A 24455-nucleotide genomic window follows, 5' to 3' on the forward strand; every position below is an offset into this window, starting at 1 on the left:
TTTACTCATGGGAAATTCAGCCGTTTCGCTTACCTGAAAATCCCCACCATAAGCAAACGCAGGGTTGTCTCAGATTCTCAGTATGTTAGGGTTATGCCCGTTAACAATTTACCATGGTAATCATATTGGCATAAACAAATAACAGGACACTCTCTATTGCATGGCAATTAAATTAGAAGTGAAAAATCTTTATAAAGTATTTGGCGAGCATCCACAGCGCGCATTCAAATATATTGAAAAAGGCCTTACGAAAGAGCAAATTCTGGAAAAAACCGGGCTATCGCTTGGCGTTAAAGACGCCAGTCTGGCCATTGAAGAAGGCGAGATTTTTGTCATCATGGGGTTATCCGGTTCGGGTAAATCCACTATGGTTCGCCTTCTCAATCGCCTGATTGAACCCACCCGCGGACAGGTGCTGATTGACGGCGTAGATATCGCCAGAATATCAGACGCAGAGCTCCGCGAGGTGCGCAGAAAGAAGATTGCAATGGTGTTCCAGTCATTCGCGCTAATGCCGCATATGACGGTGCTGGATAATGCCGCTTTCGGTATGGAATTAGCGGGCGTTGCTGCGCAAGAACGTCAGGAAAAAGCGCTTGATGCGCTGCGTCAGGTTGGGCTCGAAAATTATGCTCACGCCTACCCGGATGAACTTTCCGGCGGGATGCGTCAGCGTGTGGGCTTAGCCCGCGCATTAGCCATTAATCCAGACATATTATTAATGGATGAAGCCTTCTCCGCGCTCGACCCGTTAATTCGCACCGAGATGCAGGATGAGCTGGTAAAATTACAGGCAAAACATCAGCGAACCATTGTCTTTATTTCCCATGATTTAGATGAAGCCATGCGTATTGGCGACCGAATCGCCATTATGCAAAATGGTGAGGTGGTGCAGGTCGGCACGCCGGATGAAATACTGAATAATCCGGCAAATGATTACGTGCGTACCTTCTTCCGCGGCGTGGATATTAGCCATGTGTTTAGCGCGAAAGATATTGCCCGTCGAACGCCAAACGGCATCATCCGTAAAACGCCAGGTTTCGGTCCACGCTCCGCGCTTAAGCTTCTGCAGGACGAAGACCGTGAATACGGTTATCTGGTTGAACGCGGCAATAAATTTGTCGGCATTGTCTCCATCGACTCCCTGAAAACCGCCCTTAGCGAAAATCAGGGAATCGATGCGGCGTTAATTGACGCTCCCCTTGCCGTGGACGCCGAAACGCCGCTCAGCGAGTTGCTCTCCCACGTCGGCCAGGCGCCGTGTGCCGTTCCGGTCGTCGGGGAAGAACAACAGTACGTCGGCATCATCTCAAAACGCATGTTGCTGCAGGCTTTAGATCGCGAGGGAGCAAACAATGACCGATCAATCTAACCCGTGGGGCACCACTGAAGCAGCGGACAGCGCTGCGCAATCTGCCGATGCGTGGGGCTCCACGCCAGCACCTGCCGATGGCGGTGGCGCGGCGGACTGGCTCAACAGCGCACCTGCGCCTGCGCCAGAACACTTCAACATTATGGATCCGTTCCATAAAACGCTGATCCCACTCGATAGCTGGGTCACGGAGGGGATCGACTGGGTAGTAACGCATTTTCGTCCGCTCTTTCAGGGGATCCGCGTCCCGGTGGATTACATCCTCAACGGCTTCCAGCAGCTGATGCTCGGTATGCCAGCGCCGGTCGCGATCGTTTTGTTCTCGCTGATCGCCTGGCAGTTCGGTAGCGCAGGAATGGGGATCGCCACGCTGATTTCGCTGATTGCCATTGGCGCCATTGGCGCCTGGTCGCAGGCGATGATCACCCTGGCACTGGTGCTGACCGCCCTGCTCTTCTGTATTGTCATCGGCCTGCCGATGGGGATCTGGCTTGCACGTAGCCCGCGGGCGGCGAAGATCATTCGTCCGCTACTGGATGCGATGCAGACCACACCGGCATTCGTCTATCTGGTGCCTATCGTAATGCTGTTCGGTATCGGTAACGTGCCGGGCGTGGTGGTAACCATTATCTTCGCCCTGCCGCCGATTATTCGTCTGACCATCCTGGGCATTAACCAGGTGCCGGCCGATCTGATCGAAGCGTCACGCTCGTTTGGTGCCAGCCCGCGTCAGATGCTGTTTAAGGTTCAGCTCCCGCTGGCGATGCCGACCATCATGGCAGGCGTTAACCAGACGCTGATGCTGGCGCTGTCGATGGTGGTCATTGCCTCAATGATCGCCGTGGGCGGTCTGGGCCAGATGGTGCTGCGCGGTATTGGCCGTCTCGACATGGGGCTGGCTACCGTCGGCGGCGTGGGCATTGTGATCCTCGCCATTATTCTTGACCGCCTGACACAGGCTGTCGGTCGTGATTCACGCAGTCGCGGCAACCGTCGCTGGTATACCACCGGCCCTGTCGGGTTATTCACCCGCCCTTTCACGAAATCAAAATAAGGAACAACGATGCGACATAACGTACTTTTTGCCACAGCGTTTGCCACCCTTGTCTCCACCAGCACGTTTGCAGCTGACCTGCCGGGTAAAGGCATCACCGTGCAGCCGGTGCAGAGCACCATTTCGGAAGAGAGCTTCCAGACGCTCATCGTCAGCCGAGCCCTGGAAAAACTGGGCTACACGGTCAACACGCCGAGCGAAGTGGATTACAACGTGGGCTACACCTCGATTGCCTCCGGTGATGCCACCTTTACCGCGGTGAACTGGCAGCCGCTGCACGACGATATGTATGCCGCCGCCGGTGGCGACAAGAAATTCTATCGTGAAGGCACCTTCGTAACCGGTGCAGCGCAGGGTTATCTGATCGACAAGAAAACCGCCGATAAGTACCACATCACCAATATTGAACAGCTGAAAGATCCGAAGATCGCCAAACTGTTCGACACCAACGGTGACGGTAAAGCAGACATGATGGGTTGCTCACCGGGCTGGGGCTGTGAAGCGGTGATTAATCACCAGAACAAAGCCTATGACCTGGCGAAGACGGTTGATGTCAGCCACGGCAACTATTCGGCGATGATGGCCGACACCATTGCCCGGTTCAAAGAGGGTAAACCGGTGATCTACTACACCTGGACGCCGTACTGGGTGAGCGACGTGCTGAAGCCGGGTAAAGACGTGGTGTGGCTGCAGGTGCCATTCTCCTCCCTGCCGGGCGAGCAGAAAGATATCGACACCAAACTGCCGAACGGCATGAACTATGGCTTCCCGGTGAATACCATGCACATTGTGGCGAACAAAGCCTGGGCCGAGAAAAACCCGGCGGCAGCAAAATTGTTCTCGGTAATGAAATTGCCGCTGGCGGATATCAATGCTCAGAACGCCATGATGCATGCGGGCAAATCGTCTGAAGCGGATGTCAAAGGTCACGTCGACGGCTGGATCAAAGCCCACCAGCAGCAGTTTGACGGCTGGGTGAAAGAGGCGCTTGCGGCGCAGAAGTAAAGTCCTTAGCCCTCTCCCTGTGGGAGAGGGCCAGGGTGAGGGCACCAGACCGCACGCTCCCCCTAAACCGCACAATCCATCACCCAACAATCCCCCCACCTTAACAATCATTCGCTATTATGGTTTCCGGAAAAATAATCACTTAACGAACGATTCCTGAAACTCATGACAAAAACAACTCCAGGGCTTAGCCCCGCACTTATCCTTTTAATGTCCGTGGCAACGGGTCTGGCCGTCGCCAGCAACTATTACGCGCAACCCCTTCTCGACACTATCGCCCGCGCGTTCAACCTTTCTGCCAGTTCCGCTGGCTTCATCGTGACGGCGGCACAGCTCGGCTACGCCGCCGGGTTGCTGTTCCTGGTACCGCTTGGCGATATGTTTGAACGCCGGATGCTGATTGTTTCGATGACGCTGCTGGCGGCAGGTGGCATGCTGATCACCGCCAGCAGCCAGTCGCTGACGATGATGATCGTCGGTACCGCGCTGACAGGGCTGTTCTCCGTCGTCGCGCAAATCCTGGTACCCCTCGCCGCGACGCTGGCCTCCCCGGACAAACGTGGCAAGGTAGTGGGCACCATCATGAGCGGCCTGCTGCTGGGGATTTTGCTGGCGCGTACCGTGGCAGGACTACTGGCAAGCCTCGGCGGCTGGCGCACCGTTTACTGGGTGGCGAGCGTGTTAATGGTGGTGATGGCGCTGGCGCTGTGGCGCGGCCTGCCGAAGGTGAAGCAAGAGAACCATCTTAACTATCCGCAGCTTCTGGCCTCCGTGTTCAGCCTGTTCACTCAGGATAAACTCCTGCGCACCCGCGCCCTGCTGGGATGTTTGACCTTCGCCAACTTCAGTATTCTCTGGACCTCAATGGCGTTTCTGCTCGCGGCACCGCCGTTTAACTATTCTGAAGGCGTCATTGGTCTGTTCGGCCTGGCCGGTGCTGCGGGCGCGCTGGGCGCGCGTCCGGCGGGTGGGCTGGCCGACAAAGGCAAATCACATTTGACCACCACCGCCGGGCTGGTTTTGCTCCTGCTCTCATGGGCGGCGATCTGGTATGGACACGTCTCGGTGCTGGCGCTGATCGTCGGTATTCTGGTACTCGACCTCACCGTACAGGGTGTCCACATTACTAATCAGACCGTGATTTATCGCGTGAAACCCGAAGCGCGTAATCGCCTCACCGCCGGATACATGACCAGCTACTTCATTGGTGGTGCTGCCGGTTCATTAATTTCAGCGTCGGCGTGGCAGCATGCTGGCTGGTCGGGCGTGTGTGGGATTGGGGCCATCGTTGCCGCGCTCAACCTTCTTGTATGGTGGCGCGGCTACCATCGCCAGGAGGCGATTCACTAAGTTTTACATTGCTTTGGGCCTCTTAGGGTATAAAGGGGCCCTGCAGTCTGTTAATGTAAACGTAATCATTTATCCCAGAAATTTTAATGTGGGTGACATATCTACAATTGGCATGAATAGTTCAGACCCCCGTCCTCACATCCTCTCTTCTACGGGTTCACACCCTACTCTTTCTGTGCTCACCGGGTCACGGACTTACCCGGCGCTTTCTGACGGTGACATTCATGTGGCGGATATAACCGCACAAATAATTCATTTACATTATTTGTCACTGTCGTTACTATATCGGCTGTAATTAATGAGGTTATGCCCAAATGGATAGTTCGTTTACGCCCATTGAACAAATGCTTAAATTCCGCGCCAGTCGCCATGAGGACTTCCCGTATCAGGAAATCCTGCTGACTCGCCTGTGCATGCACATGCAGGGTAAGCTACTGGAAAACCGTAATAAGATGCTGAAAGCTCAAGGGATTAACGAGACGTTGTTTATGGCGTTGATTACGCTGGAGTCTCAGGAAAACCACAGTATTCAGCCTTCTGAGCTGAGCTGCGCGCTGGGCTCTTCCCGTACCAACGCAACCCGTATTGCCGATGAGCTGGAAAAGCGCGGCTGGATTGAACGCCGTGAAAGCGACAACGATCGTCGTTGCCTGCATCTGCAACTGACCGACAAAGGTCACGAATTCCTGCGTGAGGTACTGCCACCTCAGCACAATTGCCTGCACAAACTCTGGTCTGCCCTCAGCACCGCCGAGCGCGACCAGCTTGAGCACATCACGCGCAAGCTGCTCACCCGTCTGGATCAGATGGATGAAGATGGCGCCATTCTTGAGGCGCTGCGCTAACGCGACGACACGCTCAACAATCCAGATTCATAAGAAAACCGACAGGCCAGCACGTCACACTGCTGGCCTTTCTGACAACAGGTCGGCTCAGCCGATGTGAAAATAAGAAGATCGTGGAGAACAACAATGAGCGCAAATGCGGAGAGCACTAACCCGCAGCAACCGGCCAACAAGAAAGGCAAACGTAAAAGTGCCCTTCTTCTGTTGACCTTGCTCTTTATTATTATTGCCGTGGCATATGGGATCTATTGGTTTTTAGTATTGCGTCATGCTGAAGAGACAGACGACGCCTACGTGGCAGGGAACCAGGTACAGATTATGGCGCAGGTGTCGGGCAGCGTGACGAAAGTCTGGGCTGACAATACCGACTTTGTGCAAAAAGGCGATGTGTTGGTCACCCTCGATCCGACTGACGCGCAGCAGGCATTTGAGAAAGCCCAGACCGCGCTGGCCTCCAGCGTTCGTCAGACCCGCCAGCTGATGATCAACAGCAAACAGCTGCAGGCCAATATCGACGTGCAGAAAACTGCACTCGCACAGGCGCAGAGCGACCTCAACCGCCGCGTACCGCTCGGCACCGCCAACCTGATTGGCCGTGAAGAGCTGCAACACGCCCGCGATGCCGTTGCCAGCGCTCAGGCGCAGCTGGATGTGGCGATTCAACAGTACAATGCCAACCAGGCAATGGTGCTGGGCACCAGCCTTGAAAACCAGCCCGCCGTGCAGCAGGCGGCGACTGAAGTGCGTAACGCATGGCTAGCCCTGCAGCGTACCAAAATCGTCAGCCCGATGACCGGCTATGTCTCCCGCCGTTCCGTTCAGCCTGGGGCGCAGATCAGCCCGACCACGCCGCTGATGGCGGTCGTTCCGGCAGACAATCTGTGGGTAGACGCTAACTTTAAAGAGACGCAACTTGCCCATATGCGTATCGGCCAGACCGCGACGGTTGTCAGCGACATCTACGGCGATGACGTGAAGTACACCGGGAAAGTGGTTGGCCTGGACATGGGTACCGGCAGCGCCTTCTCCCTGCTGCCTGCGCAGAACGCCACCGGTAACTGGATCAAAGTGGTTCAGCGTCTGCCTGTGCGTATTGAACTGGATGCAAAACAGCTGGCGGATCACCCGCTGCGTATCGGCCTCTCAACGCTTGTGACGGTTGACACCGCGAACCGCGACGGTCAGATCCTGGCAAGCCAGGTGCGTAGCAGCCCGGCTTATGAAAGTAACGCCCGTGAAATTAGCCTCGATCCGGTCAACAAGCTGATCGATGACATCGTGAAGGCAAACGCCGGTTAATCCGAAGGTGAGCGTTATGCAACAGCAAAAGCCGCAAAAACCGCTGGAAGGCGCGCAGCTGGTCATTATGACCATTGCGCTGTCGCTGGCGACATTCATGCAGGTGCTGGACTCCACCATCGCAAACGTGGCGATCCCGACCATCGCCGGTAACCTTGGCTCGTCGCTGAGCCAGGGGACCTGGGTCATTACCTCATTCGGGGTGGCAAACGCCATCTCCATTCCGATCACCGGCTGGCTGGCAAAGCGCGTCGGTGAGGTGAAGCTGTTCCTGTGGTCTACGGTGGCGTTTGTGCTGGCCTCCTGGGCATGCGGCATGTCAAACAGCCTGACGATGTTGATTTTCTTCCGCGTCATTCAGGGGATTGTCGCCGGGCCGCTGATCCCGCTTTCCCAGAGTTTGCTGCTGAGCAACTATCCCCCTGCGAAACGCTCCGTCGCGCTGGCGCTCTGGTCAATGACCGTGATCGTCGCGCCTATCTGCGGACCCATTCTCGGCGGATACATCAGCGATAACTATCACTGGGGCTGGATCTTCTTCATCAACGTACCGATTGGCGCCGTCGTGGTATTAATGACGCTGCAATCGCTGCGGGGACGAGAGACGCGCACCGAACAGCGGCGTATCGACAGCATCGGGCTGGCGCTGCTGATCCTGGGTATCGGTAGCCTGCAGATCATGCTCGACCGGGGTAAAGAGCTCGACTGGTTCAACTCGCAGGAGATCGTCATCCTGACCATTGTCGCGGTGGTGTCGCTCAGCTTCCTGATTGTCTGGGAGCTGACGGACGACAACCCGATAGTCGATCTCTCGCTGTTTAAGTCGCGAAACTTCACCATCGGCTGTCTGTGTATCAGCCTCGCCTATATGCTCTACTTCGGCGCGATTGTTCTGCTGCCACAGCTGTTGCAGGAGGTGTATGGCTATACCGCAACCTGGGCGGGGCTGGCGTCTGCACCTGTTGGGGTGATCCCGGTTCTGCTGTCGCCGATCATTGGGCGCTTCGCCCATAAGCTCGACATGCGTCGTCTGGTGACGTTCAGTTTCATCATGTACGCGGTGTGCTTCTACTGGCGTGCGTATACCTTCGAGCCGGGAATGGACTTTGGCGCCTCGGCGTGGCCGCAGTTTATTCAGGGCTTCGCGGTCGCGTGCTTCTTTATGCCGCTAACCACCATCACGCTCTCCGGCTTACCCCCTGAGCGTCTGGCGGCGGCGTCGAGCCTGTCGAACTTCACCCGAACGCTGGCGGGCTCCATCGGGACGTCGATCACCACCACCCTGTGGACGAACCGTGAATCGATGCACCATGCCCAGCTGACCGAAGCGGTGAATCCGTACAACCCGAATGCCCAGCAGATGTACAGCCAGCTGCAGGGCATGGGGATGACGGAGCAGCAGGCATCCGGCTGGATTGCCCAGCAGATCACCAGCCAGGGACTGATTATCTCGGCCAACGAGATTTTCTGGATTTCGGCAGGGATCTTCATCGTCCTGCTGGGGCTGGTGTGGTTTGCCAGACCACCGTTTGGTGCCGGTGGCGGGGGCGGTGGCGCGCACTAGTCCTCTGCGGCGGTTGCCGGGTGGCGGCTACGCCTTACCCGGCCTACGATAACCGGGCCGCCATCCGCAGGCCCGGTTGTCCAAAACGCGATAGCAATTGTCATTTCCGATAAAGCAGCGCGCCTGAAATCTCGTCACGATAGTGAAAAGACAACAGGAGCGCACCATGCTGAACACACCCGCAGACAAATACACGCCTTACCCTACTCTCTCTCTGCCCGATCGCCGCTGGCCGGAGAAGCGCATCACCCGCGCGCCGCGCTGGCTCTCAACCGACTTACGAGACGGCAACCAGGCGCTGGCCGAGCCGATGGACAGCGCCCGCAAGCTGCAGTTTTGGGATCTTCTGCTGAGCTGCGGCTTTAAGGAGATTGAGGTCGCCTTTCCTTCCGCCTCACAGACGGACTTCAACTTTGTTCGCCAGCTGATTGAAGAGAACCGCATCCCGGATGATGTCACCATTCAGGTGCTCACGCAGGCGCGGGAAGATCTGATCGTCCGCACCTTTGAGTCCCTGCGCGGCGCAAAGCAGGCCACGGTACATCTTTATAACGCCACCGCCCCGCTGTTCCGTCGTCTGGTGTTTGGCATGGAGAAGGCGCAAATCGTCGAGCTGGCTACGCGCTCCACCCGCCTTATTCGTCAGCTGTGTGAAGAGAACCCGGATACCCACTGGCAGTATGAATATTCACCGGAAACCTTCTGTTTTACCGAGCCGGAGTTTGCGCTGGAAATTTGTGAGGCCGTGGCAGAGATCTGGCAGCCGTGCGATGCGCGTCCGATGATCATCAACTTACCGGCCACCGTTGAAGTCAGTACGCCAAACGTCTATGCCGATCAGATTGAATATTTCTGCCGTCACTTCAGCCGCCGCGCCGACGTCTGCATCAGCGTGCATCCGCATAACGACCGCGGCACCGGCGTCGCCAGCGCGGAGCTGGCCGTCATGGCCGGGGCTGACCGCGTCGAGGGCTGTCTGTTTGGTAACGGCGAGCGGACGGGCAACGTCTGCCTGGTGACGCTGGCGATGAACCTCTACAGCCAGGGCGTTAGCCCCGGCCTGGACTTTAGCGATATGAACCGGGTGGTGGAAGTGGTGGAAACCTGCAACCAGCTGCCGGTACACCCGCGCCATCCGTGGGCAGGACGGCTGGCCTATACCGCCTTCTCCGGTTCGCACCAGGACGCGATCAAAAAAGGCTTTGATGCCCGCAAGCCTGGCGAGCGCTGGGAGATGCCCTACCTGCCTGTTGACCCTCAGGATATCGGCTGCACCTATGAAGCGGTGATCCGAGTGAACAGCCAGTCAGGGAAAAGCGGTAGCGCGTGGCTTATCGAGCAAAATCATGGGCTGAAACTGCCCCGCGCCCTGCAGCAGGATTTCAGCCAGCACGTGCAGCAGGAAACCGACCGCCACGGAAAAGAGATGACGCAAAATGCACTGTGGCAGCTGTTCCGCACCCGCTACGGTCTGGTGGAAACACCGCAGTTTGCGCTGCAATCGTACCGCAGCGACAGTCAGCAGGATGGCCAGTTGCGTTTAACGGCAAGCGTCACAACGCAGGGGGGGACGCGTCAGCTTGAGGGACACGGGAATGGCTTGCTGTCCGCTGCCGCTCATGGCCTGAGCCGCTGGATCAACGCGCCGTTTGTAATTAAGGATTATCACGAACACACGCTGGGTGAACGCAGCGACAGCCGCTCGGTGGCATACATTCGCTGTCTGTTCCAGGACGGTACCAGCCGCTGGGGCGTAGGCATTGATAGCGACGTTGCACGCGCATCGCTTCAGGCGCTCTTTAATGCGGTCAGTCGTTCTTAAAATAATCGCTGGGTGAGATACCCATCACCCGGCGGAACATGGCCGTAAAGGCGCTGTGGCTGCCGTACCCCAGATCCAGCGCCACACCTAATACCGGCTGGCCCTGCGCCAGCCGCACTAAGGCTTCCAGCAGCCGCGCCCTTCTCACCCACTCGCTGTAGCGTAATCCCGTCTGCTGCTGAAAATGACGGTTCAGCGTGCGCTCGCTCATGCCAAGCGCGCTCGCGCTCTGTTGACTGTTCCAGCTCTCTCCTGGCGACTGACGGATCTGTCGGCACAGCTGTCGTAACGGTTCACTTTCCGGCTCCGGCAGATGAAACGGCAGCACCGGCATGATGCGAAGTTCATCCAGAATGAGTTCATACACGCGCTCGTCACGGCTTCCCGGTGAGTACGATTCAGGCAGTGAGAGGGCGGCGAGGATCAGCTCGCGCAACAGGGGCGAGATCTGCACGATCTGGCACGTGGCCGGGAGATCGGCTCGCGCCAGTGGATCGATAAACAGCGCTCGCGCCGCTACGCTACCGGTGATGCGCAGGGCGTGTTGTGTCCCCGCAGGAAGCCAGACGCCGCGTCCGGGGGGTACCACCCAACAGCCAGATGCCGTTTCGACCCGCACGACGCCCGTCAGGCTGTGCAGCAGCTGCGCGCATTCGTGCTGGTGCCATGGCTCACTGTCGCCATGAACGTAATCATGGGCAAACGGAACAAGGGGACGATGGGTAAAGGAGAACGTTGAGGTTGTGGTCATGGGCTAAACAACCCTCACCCTACCCTCTCCCGGAGGGAGAGGGAAAAGGTGCACTAGATGTGCAGTTCCTGCAGTTTTTCTTTCGGCAGGGCCAGCTCTTCGTTGCTGTTCACGCGAACATCACGCTCGATGATGTGACGAGCGATGTCCTGCGCTTCTTCCAGAGAGTGCATCTGGTAAGTCCCGCACTGGTAAACGTTCAGCTCTGGGATCTGGTTCTGCTCTTTCACCTTCAGCACGTCTTCCATGGCTGCTTTCCACGCGTCTGCAACGCGTTTCTCTTCCGGCTGACCGATCAGGCTCATGTAGAAACCGGTACGGCAGCCCATCGGAGAGATATCGATAATCTCAACGCCGTTACCGTTCAGGTGGTCGCGCATAAATCCGGCGAACAGGTGCTCCAGCGTGTGAATGCCTTTCTCTGGCATCACTTCTTTGTTCGGCACGCAGAAGCGCAGATCGAAGACGGTGATTGTGTCGCCGTGCGGGGTGTGCATGGTCTTTGCCACGCGGACTGCAGGTGCTTCCATACGGGTATGGTCGACAGTAAAGCTATCTAATAACGGCATACGTCACCTCCGATAGTGATTTTTTTTAAAATAAACTGAACTCTTCTACACAATGCGCGTCTGAGTATATGAAAGACGCGCATTTGTTATCATCATCCCTGAATTCAGAGATGTATATTTTGGCCACAGCGATGTGGCCTTTTTCTTTTGGTTCAAGCCTGTTTCGCCAGAAACGCTTCAAACGACTCCGTATCCGCCGCTTCAACTTCTTTCTGACGCACCACGGACGCATCGCGTTCTGCTTCAAAATCCGCTTCGCGCAGGATCTGTAATGGCTCCTGCATCAGCATCTCACGGTACTCCGCGGAGAGTGCACGCCCGGTACCACCAATGCCCTGATCAATCATAGAACGCAGAATGCGTGCTGAGAATGTTAGTTCCGGGTTATCGAAGCACTCTACCAACTGGTCGCAGATCTGTTGGTAGGCGTCGCCGCCGTCAATGCTGTCCAGAGTCCGGGCAACACGCTTCAGGTCACGGAACAGATCTTTACCCACTTTGGTCAGCGGGAACTGTGCCGTTTCGCAGCCAATACCCAGCGTCAGACCAGGCTTACGCCCTTCCAGAATCACGCGATTCCAGTTTGTACGGGTGCAAAGCAGTTCGTCTGCACTCATTTCCGGCGCATCCGCCAGCGCACACCAGACCATAAACAGATCCAGGAAGCGAACCTGCTGCTCATCAACGCCAATCGGTGAGAACGGGTTGATATCCAGCGAACGTACTTCAATGTATTCAATGCCGCCGCGCTGTAGCGCATCCGACGGGGTTTCACCGCTGCGCGTCACGCGCTTAGGACGAATTGGCGCATACAGTTCGTTTTCAATCTGCAACACGTTGCTGTTGATTTGCAGGCGTTTGCCGTCTTTTTCGAGGCCGATTTTCGCGTACTCTTCCGACGGGGTTTTGATCGCCCGCTTCAATCCTGCCACATATTCGTGCAATTCGTTAAACGTAATACCGAGATTGCTTTGCGATTTATTGGTATAGCCCAGATCGCTCATGCGAAGAGACGTCGCGTACGGGAGATAGTACATGCCGCACTCGGTCTTTTCGAACGGCAGCGTGGTGGGTTTCCCCTGCAGGAACGAAGAGCAAATGGCAGGTGACGCGCCAAAGAGATACGGGATCACCCAGCCGAAACGGTAATAGTTGCGGATCAGACGGAAATACCCGGCTGAGATCGCTTCTTTGTCCGTTTCTCCCCCTTTCGCCTGCCAGAACGCCATCGGCAGCGAGAAATTGTAGTGCACGCCAGAGATGGTCTGCATCAATGCGCCGTAGCGATTTTTCAGACCTTCACGATAGAGCGTTTTCAGCCGACCGATATTTGACGTGCCGTACTGCGCCAGCTCAATCTCCTGGCCCTGTTCGATATAGCACGGCATGCTGAGCGGCCACATACGCTCGTCACCAAGATTGCGCGCCGTATAGCGATGAATATCGCGCAGGATTGTCAGCATGTGATCAATATCGCCGTCCACCGGCGTGATGAACTCCAGCAGCGCTTCAGCGAAATCGGTTGTGATCCATTTATGTGTCAGCGCCGAGCCTAACGCCTTCGGGTGACCCGTCGTCGCTAAGCTACCGTCCGCGTTAACGCGCAGCGTTTCACGCTCAAGACCACGCTGAATACCCTTCAGAGCCTGAGGGTGGTTTTCCAGCCAGGCCAGCGCCTGAGATACGTCCGGGATCAAATTGACCTCCCGCCTGTCAAAGTAATGTTACTCAGCATAATTGTAATGGTTGACGATTGAAGGTCGCGTATTCATTCCACCAATTAGTGCCACCACGTCATACCCTGTAGTGTTGCCCACGCCACGAGAACATAGCGCAACGCCTTGCCAAGGCACAAAAAAAAGAGCACCGGTCCCCAGGAGATGCGCATCCATCCCGCCAGCAGACACAGTAAATCGCCTATTACAGGCATCCAGCTTAATAACAGCGTGGCAGCGCCATAGCGTTTTAGCCAGCCAACTGCCTTTTCCTGCCAGCGCGACGTTTTGCGCAGCGGAAAGAAACGCCCAAGAATAACGTTAGTCAGTCCTCCAAGGCTATTACCCATTGTTGCTATTAATACAAGTAGCCAGGGCTGACTGACGCCGGACAACAACATCGCCACCAGCACCACTTCCGAATTTCCCGGTAACAGCGTGGCGCTTAAAAAACTGCTGGCGAATAATGAGGCAAGTGACAATGCGTCACTCACAGTAAGCGCACATCCACCGCATCCATTCCGGCATCACGTGCGGCCTGGATACCAAAATCGGCATCCTCAAACACGACGCATTTTGCCGCCGGTACGCCCATTAATTCTGCGCAGAGCAGGAAGGTGTCCGGTGCTGGCTTGTGACGCTTAACATGATCGGCAGCGACGACAGCTGAAAAATAGTGGCGCAGGCCAAGATGGTTGAGCAAGGCTTCTGCAATCGCGCTCTCGCTGCCCGTGCCGACAGACATAGGGCGACGTCCGTGCCACGCTTTAACCACGTCGATAAGGGGTAAAGGTTGTACGGTGTCTAACAGTATGGCTTTAACCGCATCGGTTTTTTCGCGCGCGAGCAGGTAGGGGTCGAGATCGGCCTGATTCAGTTCAATCACGGCCTGCGCAATACGCCAGGTTGGGGATCCGTTGAGGGCTATCATCGCCTGCAGGTCGAAACGCATACCGTAGCGGCCCAGGACCTCGGTCCAGGCTTGACGATGCGTGGGTTCGGTATCCAGCAGGGTGCCATCCATATCGAAGATCAAACCGTCATACTGTGCGTACATCGTGCTCTCGCTAAACGATTAACAAAGCATTACTTTATCGTAAATGGTGGTTTTTGTCGCTGATTGCGAAGTGATAACAATGAGAGTGATTAAGAACTAAACATCGAAGGGGACGATAAGAAGAGATGGTGCATCCGGGAGGATTACTCGGCTACGCCTCGCCCTACGGGCCGTTGCTGAAGCAACGTTATCCTCCCTGGTGCTTGCGTTTAACTCGCAGACCTTGAAACAACAGTATGGCTGTTATCTCGGAGAATATGGTGCATCCGGGAGGATTCGAACCTCCGACCGCTCGGTTCGTAGCCGAGTACTCTATCCAGCTGAGCTACGGATGCATCAGGGAAATGCTTTAAGAAACAGTAAATGGTGCATCCGGGAGGATTCGAACCTCCGACCGCTCGGTTCGTAGCCGAGTACTCTATCCAGCTGAGCTACGGATGCATCAGGGAAATGCTTTAAGAAACAGTAAATGGTGCATCCGGGAGGATTCGAACCTCCGACCGCTCGGTTCGTAGCCGAGTACTCTATCCAGCTGAGCTACGGATGCATCAGGGAACTGCTTTCAGAAATAGTAAATGGTGCATCCGGGAGGATTCGAACCTCCGACCGCTCGGTTCGTAGCCGAGTACTCTATCCAGCTGAGCTACGGATGCATCAGGGAACTGCTTTCAGAAATAGTAAATGGTGCATCCGGGAGGATTCGAACCTCCGACCGCTCGGTTCGTAGCCGAGTACTCTATCCAGCTGAGCTACGGATGCATCGGGATTTACTACTGTACTGCTCGATATTCATATCACTTCGAAAGCAATATGAAGTAATAGATGGTGCATCCGGGAGGATTCGAACCTCCGACCGCTCGGTTCGTAGCCGAGTACTCTATCCAGCTGAGCTACGGATGCAAAATGGCGGTGAGGCGGGGATTCGAACCCCGGATGCAGCTTTTGACCGCATACTCCCTTAGCAGGGGAGCGCCTTCAGCCTCTCGGCCACCTCACCACACAACGCCTCTTTCGAGTGCTTCGAGTAACTCGTTAAGAGCTTCTCGTCGCTGCGTGGCGCATATATTACTTTCTGGGACTTATAAGTCAAACAATTTTCCAAAAGCTTTTATCGTTTGCACAAATCACACGCAATTCGCATGTAAAACCCGCAAAGAGGGTGTTTTATAAGCGGATTTTGCATCGAACTTCTCAAAAAACGTTTGTAGAAAGGCTGGGGTTGGGGCGCGTTAAGAATAGTAGAGTGGTTAAAAAGAGAGCGGTTGAAATGAAACGGTAACGTTGAGCAGGAAAAATGACAGGAGGGTTGCGTCTCGCCCGACAGCGAGACGCGACAATATCAGTAACTGGACTGCTGGGATTTTTCAGCCTGGATACGCTGGTAGATCTCTTCACGGTGGACAGATACTTCTTTAGGAGCGTTAACACCAATACGTACCTGGTTACCCTTTACCCCTAAAACTGTCACGGTGACCTCATCCCCAATCATGAGGGTCTCACCAACTCGACGAGTCAGAATCAGCATTCTTTGCTCCTTGAAAGATTAAAAGAGTCGGGTCTCTTGTATCCCGGCATTATCCATCATATAACGCCAAAAAGTAAGCGATGACAAACACGTAAAGTGTAAGCAGTCACGGCATCACATTCTGTTAAACGTAAGTTTAGCCGATATACACAAACTCAACCTGACTTTATCGTTATCGATAGCACAGTGAACAAGACGCCATAACGTTGCCGCTATGGCGTCTGATTGTGCTTTGTAGTTATTACAGTTTCGCGCTCACCCAGCTTTCTACGCTGGCCAAAGCTTGCGGAAGTGCCGCCGCATCCGTACCACCGGCTTGCGCCATGTCCGGACGACCGCCTCCCTTGCCACCCACCTGCTGGGCGACCATACCAATCAGTTCCCCTGCTTTTACGCGGTCGGTCACATCCTTAGAGACGCCCGCAATCAGAGAAACCTTACCTTCTGCCACTGTCGCCAGCACGATAACGGTAGAACCAAGCTGGTTCTTGAGATCGTCGACCATAGTACGCAGCATCTTAGGCTCAACGCCCGCCAGATCGCTGACCAGCAGTTTGACGCCCTTAATGTCTACCGCTTTGCTGGAGAGGTTTGCACTCTCCTGCGCCGCAGCCTGTTCTTTCAGCTGCTGGAGCTCTTTTTCCAGCTGACGGGTTCGCTCCAGCGCAACACGCACTTTCTCGCCCAGATTCTGGCTATCGCCTTTCAGCAGCTGCGCGATGTCGTGCAGCTGATCGCTCTGCGCATGCAGGCTGGCAATTGCGCCTTCACCGGTTACCGCTTCAATACGACGCACGCCAGCCGCCGTACCCGACTCGGAAACGATGCGGAACAGGCCGATGTCACCGGTGCGCGATGCGTGAGTACCACCGCACAGTTCGGTCGAGAAGTCGCCCATGCTCAGTACGCGAACACGTTCGTCATATTTCTCACCAAACAGCGCCATCGCACCTTTTTTCTTCGCGTCCTCGAGGTCCATGATATGGGTCTCGATCGGCAGGTTACGACGGATCTGAGCGTTCACCAGATCCTCCACCGCACGGATTTCCGACGGTTTCATCGCTTCAAAGTGCGAGAAGTCGAAACGCAGCACTTTGTCATTAACCAGAGAACCTTTCTGTGCAACATGGGTGCCCAGCACGTCGCGCAGGGCAGCGTGCATCAGGTGGGTTGCAGAGTGGTTCAGACGAATACGCGCACGGCGTGCTTCATCAACATTCGCCTGCACGCCCTCGCCCACTTTCAGCGAACCGGAAACCAGTTTGCCCTGGTGACCAATCGCCTGACCAAATTTCTGGGTGTCGCTTACGCTGAAGCTGAAACCATTGCCTTTCAGTTCGCCCTTATCGCCAACCTGGCCGCCGGACTCAGCGTAGAACGGCGTTTTGTCCAGAATGACAACCGCATCCTGACCTGCACTGATGCTGTCTACGGCTTTACCGTCAACAAACAGGGCGGTCACTTTACCGGTCAGCTCCAGTGCGTCGTAGCCTTTGAATTCAGACGCGCTATCAACGCGGATCATCGCGTTGTAGTCTGCGCCGAAACCGCTGGATTCACGCGCACGACGACGCTGTTCTTCCATCGCGGCTTCGAAGCCCGCTTCGTCAACTTTGATGTTACGCTCACGGCAAACGTCCGCCGTCAGGTCAACCGGGAAGCCGTAGGTGTCGTACAGGCGGAAAGCGGTTTCGCCATCCAGCGTGTCGCCCTTCAGTTTTGCCAGTTCTTCATCCAGCAGCGCCAGACCGCGCTCCAGCGTACGGGCAAACTGCTCTTCTTCGGTTTTCAGAACCTGCTCGACCTGCGCCTGCTGGCGTTTCAGCTCGTCACCGGCTGCACCCATCACGCCAATCAGTGGCCCAACGAGTTTGTAGAAGAAGGTGTCCTTCGCGCCCAGCATGTTGCCATGACGGATCGCACGACGAATGATACGACGCAGCACATAGCCACGGTTTTCATTCGACGGGATTACGCCGTCGGCAATCAGGAACGCACAGGAACGAATGTGGTCTGCAATCACGCGCAGCGATTTGTTGTTCAGATCGGTCGCACCGGTCACTTCCGCAACGGCTTTGATCAGGGTGCTGAACAGGTCAATTTCGTAGTTGGAGTTAACGTGTTGCAGCACGGCGGCAATACGCTCCAGGCCCATACCGGTATCAACGGACGGTTTCGGCAGCGGCTCCATGGTACCGTCTGCCTGACGGTTGAACTGCATGAAGACGATGTTCCAGATCTCAATATAGCGATCGCCGTCTTCTTCCGGGCTGCCAGGAGGTCCACCCCAGATGTGGTCGCCGTGATCGTAGAAGATCTCGGTGCACGGACCGCAAGGACCGGTATCACCCATCTGCCAGAAGTTGTCAGACGCGTATGGCGCGCCTTTGTTATCACCGATGCGAATAATGCGCTCGCGCGGGATACCGACCTCTTTTTCCCAGATTTCGTAGGCTTCGTCATCGGTTTCATAGACGGTAACCCACAGACGCTCTTTCGGCAGGTTGAACCAGTTTTCACCGGTCAGCAGTTCCCACGCATATTGAATGGCATCGTGTTTGAAATAGTCGCCGAAGCTGAAGTTACCCAGCATTTCGAAGAACGTGTGGTGACGCGCGGTGTAACCGACGTTTTCCAGGTCGTTGTGTTTACCGCCCGCACGCACGCAACGCTGTGAGGTTGTGGCGCGGGAATAATTACGCTTGTCGAGACCAAGGAACACATCCTTGAACTGGTTCATCCCGGCGTTGGTAAACAGTAAAGTCGGGTCGTTGTTCGGTACCAGGGAGCTGCTGGCAACAACCTGGTGTCCCTTACTATGGAAAAAATCGAGAAACGCCTGACGGATCTCAGCGGTGCTCTTGCTCATAATTATCCTGAAATCAAGCTAACGAAATGTCGCAGCCAGCCTGTATCGATAAACCGTTGGACAGACCAGCTACTGGAAAAAGTGGGAATAAGATAAGTTTTCTTTGGTGGGAAGTAAAATCCCGCATGCGTTCAATCCACAAAATTGCGCCAGATATCCTGAATATCTTCCATCAGAAAGCCGCGGTAGAGCAAAAAGCGCTGGATTTTGACTTTATCTGAAAAATCACGCGGCAGCGGTTCGCCGTACTTTCGAATCGCCTGCTCTTTCGCCAGTTCACACCAGTCTGTGTCGCATTCACGCATCGCTTTTTCAATCGATTCCCGGGCTACCCCTTTCTGATTCAGTTCCTGGCGGATGCGTGCAGGACCGTAGCCTTTACGTCCGCGGCTGGCGAGAAAGCGGGCGGCAAAGCGTTCGTCATCGAGGTAATGATGTTCATAGCACCAGGCAACCACGCGGTCATAATCTTCGGCAGTGGCATCAATCTCTTCCGGCCCGTTTTTGCTCATGACAGGCGCTGACAGTTTTCGTCTTAGCTCCTGTTCGCTGTGGTCACGCACGGCAAGAATACGTACGGCACGGTCCAGCAAGCGCGAGTAGGCGGGTCGGCGTGTGGTCGGTTCACTCATATAAAACCTGCAGATTCAGAAATGCAAAAAGGGCCGCATCAGCAGCCCTTCATCTTTACACGAGAGACTTAAAAGTCTTCGTTGGTTTCTTCAGCATCCGCAGCATCCACCACGAAATCAGGTTTAGAGTCCTGGTTGCTCAGCAGAAGCTCACGCACCTTCTTCTCAATCTCTTTCGCCGCAGCCGGGTTCTCTTTCAGCCAGGAAATCGCATTCGCTTTACCCTGACCAATTTTGTCACCGTTATAGCTATACCAGGCGCCCGCTTTTTCAATCAGCTTCTCTTTCACGCCCAGGTCAACCAGCTCACCGAAGAAGTTAATCCCTTCGCCGTAGAGGATCTGGAATTCAGCCTGTTTGAACGGTGCGGCGATTTTGTTCTTCACAACCTTCACGCGCGTTTCGCTACCAACGACGTTTTCACCCTCTTTCACCGCGCCGATACGGCGGATATCCAGACGGACAGAGGCGTAGAATTTCAGTGCGTTACCACCGGTTGTGGTTTCCGGGTTACCGAACATCACACCAATTTTCATACGGATCTGGTTGATGAAGATCAGCAGCGTGTTGGACTGCTTCAGGTTACCTGCCAGCTTACGCATCGCCTGGCTCATCATACGTGCCGCGAGGCCCATGTGAGAGTCGCCGATTTCACCTTCGATTTCCGCTTTTGGCGTCAGTGCAGCAACGGAGTCGACCACGATAACGTCAACAGCACCAGAGCGCGCCAGCGCGTCACAAATTTCCAGCGCCTGCTCACCGGTGTCCGGCTGAGAACACAGCAGGTTGTCGATGTCCACGCCCAGTTTACGCGCATAAACAGGATCCAGCGCGTGCTCGGCATCGATAAACGCACAGGTTTTACCTTCGCGCTGTGCCGCAGCAATCACCTGCAGCGTCAGGGTGGTTTTACCGGAGGACTCTGGCCCGTAGATCTCTACGATACGGCCCATTGGCAGACCGCCCGCGCCCAGCGCGATGTCCAGAGAAAGCGAACCGGTGGAGATCGTTTCAACATCCATGGTACGGTCTTCACCCAGGCGCATGATGGAGCCTTTACCGAATTGCTTTTCGATCTGGCCCAGTGCTGCCGCCAACGCTTTCTGTTTGTTTTCGTCGATAGCCATTATTACTCCTGTCATGCCGGGAGAAGCGACTGTGCTTCACCGTGGATTTCTGTTCTGTTGGTGCAATTATACTGTATGGTCATACAGTATCAAGTGTTTTGTAGAAATTGTTGCCAGAGCGTTTTTAACGCATATTCCGTTGCCTGACGACGCACGCTTTCACGGTCGCCGCTAAAGCACTCCCGGCGAGTGATCCCTTCACCTTTTGAGGTCGCAAAACCAAACCAGACGGTGCCTACGGGCTTCACGTCACTGCCGCCGTCCGGGCCCGCGATGCCGCTGATTGAAATCGCGTAATCTGCCCGCGCCTCTTTTAGCGCGCCAATGGCCATCTCGATCACCACCGGCTCGCTGACCGCGCCGTGCTGTTCCAGCGTGGATTCACGCACGCCAATCATCTGTGCTTTAGCTTCGTTACTGTAGGTCACAAAGCCGCGTTCAAACCAGGCGGAACTGCCGGCAATATCGGTAATCGCTTTCGCCACCCAGCCGCCGGTGCAGGATTCCGCGGTGGTAAGGGTCGCCCCGCGTTGCTTAAGCGCCAGTCCGACTATCTCGCTAAGCTGCATCAATTCATGGTCAGTCATTCTCGCTCCAGGCTTCAGAAAAACGTGCAGCACAAGATAGCACTTTCTCGTCAAATATGGGGATGCGCTTCGGGTTTTACGAGGGGGCTTCAGAATAAATATCCTCCGGCATAGCCGGAGGTTTTTCTGATGCGCCTATAAGGCTCTCTTACCAGCCGCGCCCTAACAGGCGCATACGATCTGACATTTGCATCAGACTTCGTTACTTACGGCCCGTAAACGGGCTGCCCGGATATGGAATCGATAACTGCTCTCCCATTTTATCCTCTTCAAGCTGGTGCTTTATGTAGTCCTGTATCTTCGCCGTGTTCTTACCCACCGTATCGACGTAGTACCCTCTGCACCAGAACTCCCTGTTCCTGTATTTGAATTTCAAATCCCCAAACTGCTCGTAAAGCATCAGACTGCTTTTCCCTTTCAGATATCCCATAAAGCCGGATACGCTCATTTTGGGCGGGATTTCCACAAGCATATGGATATGATCTACACAGCATTCTGCTTCCAGGATGTTCACGCCTTTCCATTCACACAGTTTTCTCAATATGCTGCCTACCGCCCTGCGTTTTTCACCGTAGAGCGCCTTTCTGCGGTACTTCGGCGCAAAAACTATGTGATATTTACAGTTCCATCGGGTGTGCGCTAAGCTCTTTTCGTCCCCCATTGGGACCCCCTTTTGATTTCTTGTTGAACATTTGCAGTTGCCAGACCGCAAGGTGTTTTAACAAATCAAAAGGGGTTTTAATAACTGGCTTAAAGCTGAAAGCTTTCCGGAACCCCCAGCCTAGCTGGGGGTTTTCTGGGCACAAAAAAGCCGATGCGGGCGCACCGGCTATGGGGGAGGTTATTTCATACTGTCAGCGAGGGTGTTCACGTTGTGGCGAAATGCCTTAACGTAGGTATCAGCAACCCCACCTTTTGCCGACAGGGCTTCCGGGTAAAGTTCGCCTCCCGGCTGCGCGCCTGTCGCCGTCGCAATTTGCTTCACCAGACGCGGATCGAGCTGGTTTTCCATAAACCAGGTTTTCACGCCATCGGCTTTGATCTGATTGATAATCTCAGCGACCTGCGCTGCGCTGGCCTCGCTCTCTGAAGAGAGCCCTTGCGGTGCCATGAAGGTGACGCCATACGCGCGGCTAAAATAGCCGAATGCGTCATGGCTGGTCAGCACGTTACGTTTTTCCTGTGGGATCTGGCTAAAGCGGGTTTTGGCCCAGCCGTCCAGTTGCGTCAGTTGCGCGATATACGGCTGGCCTGAAGCCTCCAGTGCCGCTTTATCCTCTGGATCTGCTTTCACCAGCCCGTTCAGAATATTTTGTGCATACAGCGCACCGTTCGCCGCGCTATTCCAGGCATGCGGGTCGGTCACGGTCTTTCCATCTTCCTCGAGCGTGTGCGTTTTTACCCCGGTTGAGGCCACAACCAGCTGCCCTTTGAAACCGGAGGCTTTCACAAGACGGTCGAGCCACCCTTCCAGCCCCAGGCCGTTGACCACCACCACGTCAGCCTTGCTCAGCGCCGCGCTGTCTTTAGGTGACGGTTCGAAGGTATGCGGATCGCCGTCCGGCCCGACCAGCGTCGTCACGTTCACATGGTCGCCGCCCACTTCCTGCGTAATATCTCCCAGTATCGAAAAGCTGGTCACCACATTCAGCGTTTTCGCCATCACGCCGTTCGACAGCATACCCAGCGCAAGCGCCATCACTAATCCTGTATGTTTCATCGTTTCCCCTTGCCTTAAAAAAGCGCGCGCAGACTGCCAGCCAGCCTGCTTCGCGTGCCAAATAAAACAGAAATAAAGAACAACGCGCTGGCGGTCAGCACAATGGACGGTCCGGCGGGCAGACTGATTGCCCAGGACAAACTTAAGCCCTGCCACGCGCAGAAAATTCCGCTGATGCCGGCCATCAAAAGCAAACCTGGCAATGTGCGCACCCAGCAGCGTGCCGCCACCGCCGGGAGCATCATCAGCCCGACGGCCATCAGCGTGCCGAGCACCTGAAAACCGGCCACCAGGTTAAGCACCAGCAGCGCCAGAAACAGTCCGTGGAGCAGGCCGGGCAACCCGCGGGCATTGACCTGCAACCAGGCGGTATCAAAGGCTTCGGTCACCAGCCCACGATAGAAAATCGCCAGCGTTATCAGGGTGAACATGCAAACGCCCGTGACAAACAGCGCCGCATCGTTGTCCACCGCAAGAATGGAACCAAACAGCAGATGCAGCAGATCGACATTCGACCCGCGCAGCGACACCAGCGTGACGCCCAGTGCCAGTGAGCCAAGGTAAAATCCGGCAAAGCTGGCATCCTCTTTAAGCGGCGTGCGTCGGCTGACCAGGCCGGCCACCAGCGCCACGGTAATGCCGGCAATAAAACCACCGATACTCATCGCCAGCAGCGACATACCGCTGAGCAAATACCCTACGGCGACACCGGGTAAAATGGCGTGAGAAAGGGCATCACCCATCAGGCTCATCCGGCGCAGCTGGAGGAATACGCCGAGTGCGGTTGTACTGACAGAAAGGGCCAGGCAGACCACCAGCGCACGACGCATAAAGCCGTACTCAATAAACGGCTGGAAAAAGAGATGCCAAATCATGCCACCCTCACCCGCTCGGTTTTCCAGTGGGGAATGTCAGCATCCAGCATTAATGTTTGCGGGAAGTGGCGTGCCACACGCTCGCTGTCATGCAATACCGCAAGCAGAGTCTGGCCCTGCATATACATCTCCAGCATTAGATCCATCAGCACGTTGCAGGTCGCTTCGTCGACGCCGGTGAAAGGCTCATCGAGCATCACAAGCGGTGCCTGCTGCACTAAAACGCGGGCAAATAACATGCGCTGAAACTGCCCACCGGAGAGTTCATCAATGGTGGAAAGCGCCATCGACGCCAGCCCGACCCGCTCCAGCGCGCTGGCAATGCGTAACCGCGTTTCCCGACGAAACCCGGATAAGAGCGATATGCCCGGCCAGCAGCCCATACTCACCACGTCCTGAACGGTGAGCGGAAATTGCGCCTCGAGTGCGTGGCGCTGTGCCAGCCAGCCAATCACCGGGCGCTTACCCTGCCAGCGAAAGCTGCCGCCCACGGGAGGAATAAACCCGGCGAGCGTTTTCAGCAGCGTGGATTTTCCGCAGCCATTGGCGCCGACGATAGCCGTCATACTGCCGCGCTCAATCGTGCCTGAGAGGGGCCGCGTTACAGGCTGGCGGTCATAGCCCGCGACCAGTTCGTTCATCAGGATCATGGCAGCGCCACCGCCCAGCGCACGGCCAGCCCGATAAAAACAATAAGCACCAGCGCCAGTAAAAGCC

Annotated in this window: 22 protein-coding genes and 7 tRNA genes; 8 read left to right on the forward strand and 21 right to left on the reverse strand. The window is 55.6% G+C overall.

The window, feature by feature from the left end; translation table 11 throughout:
• Positions 1 to 160 precede the first annotated feature (160 nt).
• The 8 genes from proV to leuA all read left to right on the forward strand — a co-directional run bounded on the left by proV (position 161) and on the right by leuA (position 10311).
• Positions 161 to 1372: a glycine betaine/L-proline ABC transporter ATP-binding protein ProV gene (gene proV, locus L383_RS10740; RefSeq protein ID WP_014884963.1), complete on the forward strand. Its 1212-nt coding sequence runs from the start codon at positions 161 to 163 to the stop codon at positions 1370 to 1372.
• Entirely contained in the window at positions 1356 to 2426 is a 1071-nt protein-coding gene (proW, locus tag L383_RS10735) for a glycine betaine/L-proline ABC transporter permease ProW (protein ID WP_014884964.1), read from the forward strand. The genes proV and proW overlap by 17 nt, the downstream gene beginning before the upstream one ends.
• Positions 2427 to 2435: 9 nt before the next feature.
• Positions 2436 to 3431 carry a glycine betaine/L-proline ABC transporter substrate-binding protein ProX gene (gene proX / locus L383_RS10730; protein WP_023331143.1) on the forward strand — a complete coding sequence of 332 codons (996 nt, stop codon included), beginning with the start codon at positions 2436 to 2438 and terminating at the stop codon, positions 3429 to 3431.
• Between the two features lie 165 nt (positions 3432 to 3596).
• Positions 3597 to 4781 carry an MFS transporter gene (locus tag L383_RS10725; RefSeq protein WP_014884966.1) on the forward strand — a complete coding sequence of 395 codons (1185 nt, stop codon included), beginning with the start codon at positions 3597 to 3599 and terminating at the stop codon, positions 4779 to 4781.
• A gap of 314 nt (positions 4782 to 5095) precedes the next feature.
• Positions 5096 to 5626 (forward strand): transcriptional repressor MprA, encoded by a 531-nt coding sequence (gene mprA / locus L383_RS10720; protein ID WP_014884967.1) that lies wholly within the window; start codon positions 5096 to 5098, stop codon positions 5624 to 5626.
• Between the two features lie 126 nt (positions 5627 to 5752).
• On the forward strand, positions 5753 to 6925 hold the full coding sequence (emrA, locus tag L383_RS10715) for a multidrug efflux MFS transporter periplasmic adaptor subunit EmrA (protein ID WP_014884968.1): 1173 nt from the start codon (positions 5753 to 5755) through the stop codon (positions 6923 to 6925).
• Between the two features lie 16 nt (positions 6926 to 6941).
• A complete protein-coding gene (gene emrB / locus L383_RS10710) occupies positions 6942 to 8489 on the forward strand; it encodes a multidrug efflux MFS transporter permease subunit EmrB (RefSeq protein WP_014884969.1) in 1548 nt (515 codons plus the stop codon).
• A gap of 166 nt (positions 8490 to 8655) precedes the next feature.
• A complete protein-coding gene (gene leuA, locus L383_RS10705) occupies positions 8656 to 10311 on the forward strand; it encodes a 2-isopropylmalate synthase (RefSeq protein ID WP_023331144.1) in 1656 nt (551 codons plus the stop codon).
• Here the strand turns inward: leuA and L383_RS10700 are convergent.
• The 21 genes from L383_RS10700 to L383_RS10600 all read right to left on the reverse strand — a co-directional run bounded on the left by L383_RS10700 (position 10298) and on the right by L383_RS10600 (position 24388).
• The gene (locus L383_RS10700; protein ID WP_023331145.1) at positions 10298 to 11062 is read right to left on the reverse strand and encodes an AraC family transcriptional regulator; all 765 of its coding nucleotides are present in this window, start codon (positions 11060 to 11062) and stop codon (positions 10298 to 10300) included. The two genes, leuA and L383_RS10700, sit on opposite strands and share 14 nt — an antisense overlap.
• Before the next feature lie 53 nt (positions 11063 to 11115).
• Positions 11116 to 11631, reverse strand: a complete 516-nt coding sequence (luxS, locus tag L383_RS10695) for an S-ribosylhomocysteine lyase (RefSeq protein WP_014884972.1) — start codon at positions 11629 to 11631, stop codon at positions 11116 to 11118.
• A gap of 152 nt (positions 11632 to 11783) precedes the next feature.
• Positions 11784 to 13328: a glutamate--cysteine ligase gene (gshA, locus tag L383_RS10690; RefSeq protein WP_023331146.1), complete on the reverse strand. Its 1545-nt coding sequence runs from the start codon at positions 13326 to 13328 to the stop codon at positions 11784 to 11786.
• Positions 13329 to 13411: 83 nt separating this feature from the next.
• A complete protein-coding gene (locus L383_RS10685) occupies positions 13412 to 13840 on the reverse strand; it encodes a YqaA family protein (RefSeq protein WP_014884974.1) in 429 nt (142 codons plus the stop codon).
• On the reverse strand, positions 13837 to 14403 hold the full coding sequence (yqaB, locus tag L383_RS10680; protein WP_014884975.1) for a fructose-1-phosphate/6-phosphogluconate phosphatase: 567 nt from the start codon (positions 14401 to 14403) through the stop codon (positions 13837 to 13839). Before yqaB ends, L383_RS10685 begins: the two co-directional genes overlap by 4 nt.
• A gap of 258 nt (positions 14404 to 14661) precedes the next feature.
• Positions 14662 to 14738 (reverse strand) — tRNA-Arg (locus tag L383_RS10675).
• A 29-nt stretch (positions 14739 to 14767) separates the two neighbouring features.
• A tRNA-Arg gene (locus L383_RS10670) sits at positions 14768 to 14844 on the reverse strand.
• A 29-nt stretch (positions 14845 to 14873) separates the two neighbouring features.
• A tRNA-Arg gene (locus L383_RS10665) sits at positions 14874 to 14950 on the reverse strand.
• 29 nt (positions 14951 to 14979) lie between these two features.
• Positions 14980 to 15056 (reverse strand) — tRNA-Arg (locus L383_RS10660).
• Between the two features lie 29 nt (positions 15057 to 15085).
• Positions 15086 to 15162: transfer RNA gene (locus L383_RS10655), tRNA-Arg, on the reverse strand.
• Between the two features lie 64 nt (positions 15163 to 15226).
• Positions 15227 to 15303 (reverse strand) — tRNA-Arg (locus L383_RS10650).
• Between the two features lie 4 nt (positions 15304 to 15307).
• A tRNA-Ser gene (locus L383_RS10645) sits at positions 15308 to 15400 on the reverse strand.
• Between the two features lie 342 nt (positions 15401 to 15742).
• Positions 15743 to 15928 (reverse strand): carbon storage regulator CsrA, encoded by a 186-nt coding sequence (csrA, locus tag L383_RS10640; RefSeq protein ID WP_000906486.1) that lies wholly within the window; start codon positions 15926 to 15928, stop codon positions 15743 to 15745.
• A gap of 241 nt (positions 15929 to 16169) precedes the next feature.
• A complete protein-coding gene (alaS, locus tag L383_RS10635) occupies positions 16170 to 18797 on the reverse strand; it encodes an alanine--tRNA ligase (RefSeq protein ID WP_023331147.1) in 2628 nt (875 codons plus the stop codon).
• Positions 18798 to 18928: 131 nt separating this feature from the next.
• Positions 18929 to 19429, reverse strand: a complete 501-nt coding sequence (recX, locus tag L383_RS10630) for a recombination regulator RecX (RefSeq protein ID WP_014884977.1) — start codon at positions 19427 to 19429, stop codon at positions 18929 to 18931.
• Positions 19430 to 19497: 68 nt separating this feature from the next.
• A complete protein-coding gene (recA, locus tag L383_RS10625; protein WP_014884978.1) occupies positions 19498 to 20556 on the reverse strand; it encodes a recombinase RecA in 1059 nt (352 codons plus the stop codon).
• Between the two features lie 89 nt (positions 20557 to 20645).
• Positions 20646 to 21143, reverse strand: a complete 498-nt coding sequence (pncC, locus tag L383_RS10620) for a nicotinamide-nucleotide amidase (RefSeq protein ID WP_023331148.1) — start codon at positions 21141 to 21143, stop codon at positions 20646 to 20648.
• A gap of 202 nt (positions 21144 to 21345) precedes the next feature.
• Complete coding sequence (gene tnpA / locus L383_RS10615) at positions 21346 to 21804, reverse strand: IS200/IS605 family transposase (protein ID WP_023331149.1); 459 nt, start codon at positions 21802 to 21804, stop codon at positions 21346 to 21348.
• 180 nt (positions 21805 to 21984) lie between these two features.
• Complete coding sequence (locus L383_RS10610; protein WP_032629455.1) at positions 21985 to 22863, reverse strand: metal ABC transporter substrate-binding protein; 879 nt, start codon at positions 22861 to 22863, stop codon at positions 21985 to 21987.
• 14 nt (positions 22864 to 22877) lie between these two features.
• Complete coding sequence (locus tag L383_RS10605) at positions 22878 to 23738, reverse strand: metal ABC transporter permease (RefSeq protein ID WP_023331151.1); 861 nt, start codon at positions 23736 to 23738, stop codon at positions 22878 to 22880.
• Complete coding sequence (locus L383_RS10600) at positions 23735 to 24388, reverse strand: metal ABC transporter ATP-binding protein (RefSeq protein WP_023331152.1); 654 nt, start codon at positions 24386 to 24388, stop codon at positions 23735 to 23737. Before L383_RS10600 ends, L383_RS10605 begins: the two co-directional genes overlap by 4 nt.
• Between the last annotated feature and the right edge of the window lie 67 nt (positions 24389 to 24455).

It is taken from the genome of Enterobacter sp. MGH 37 (assembly GCF_000534515.1).
GTDB classification, from domain to species: domain Bacteria; phylum Pseudomonadota; class Gammaproteobacteria; order Enterobacterales; family Enterobacteriaceae; genus Enterobacter; species Enterobacter kobei.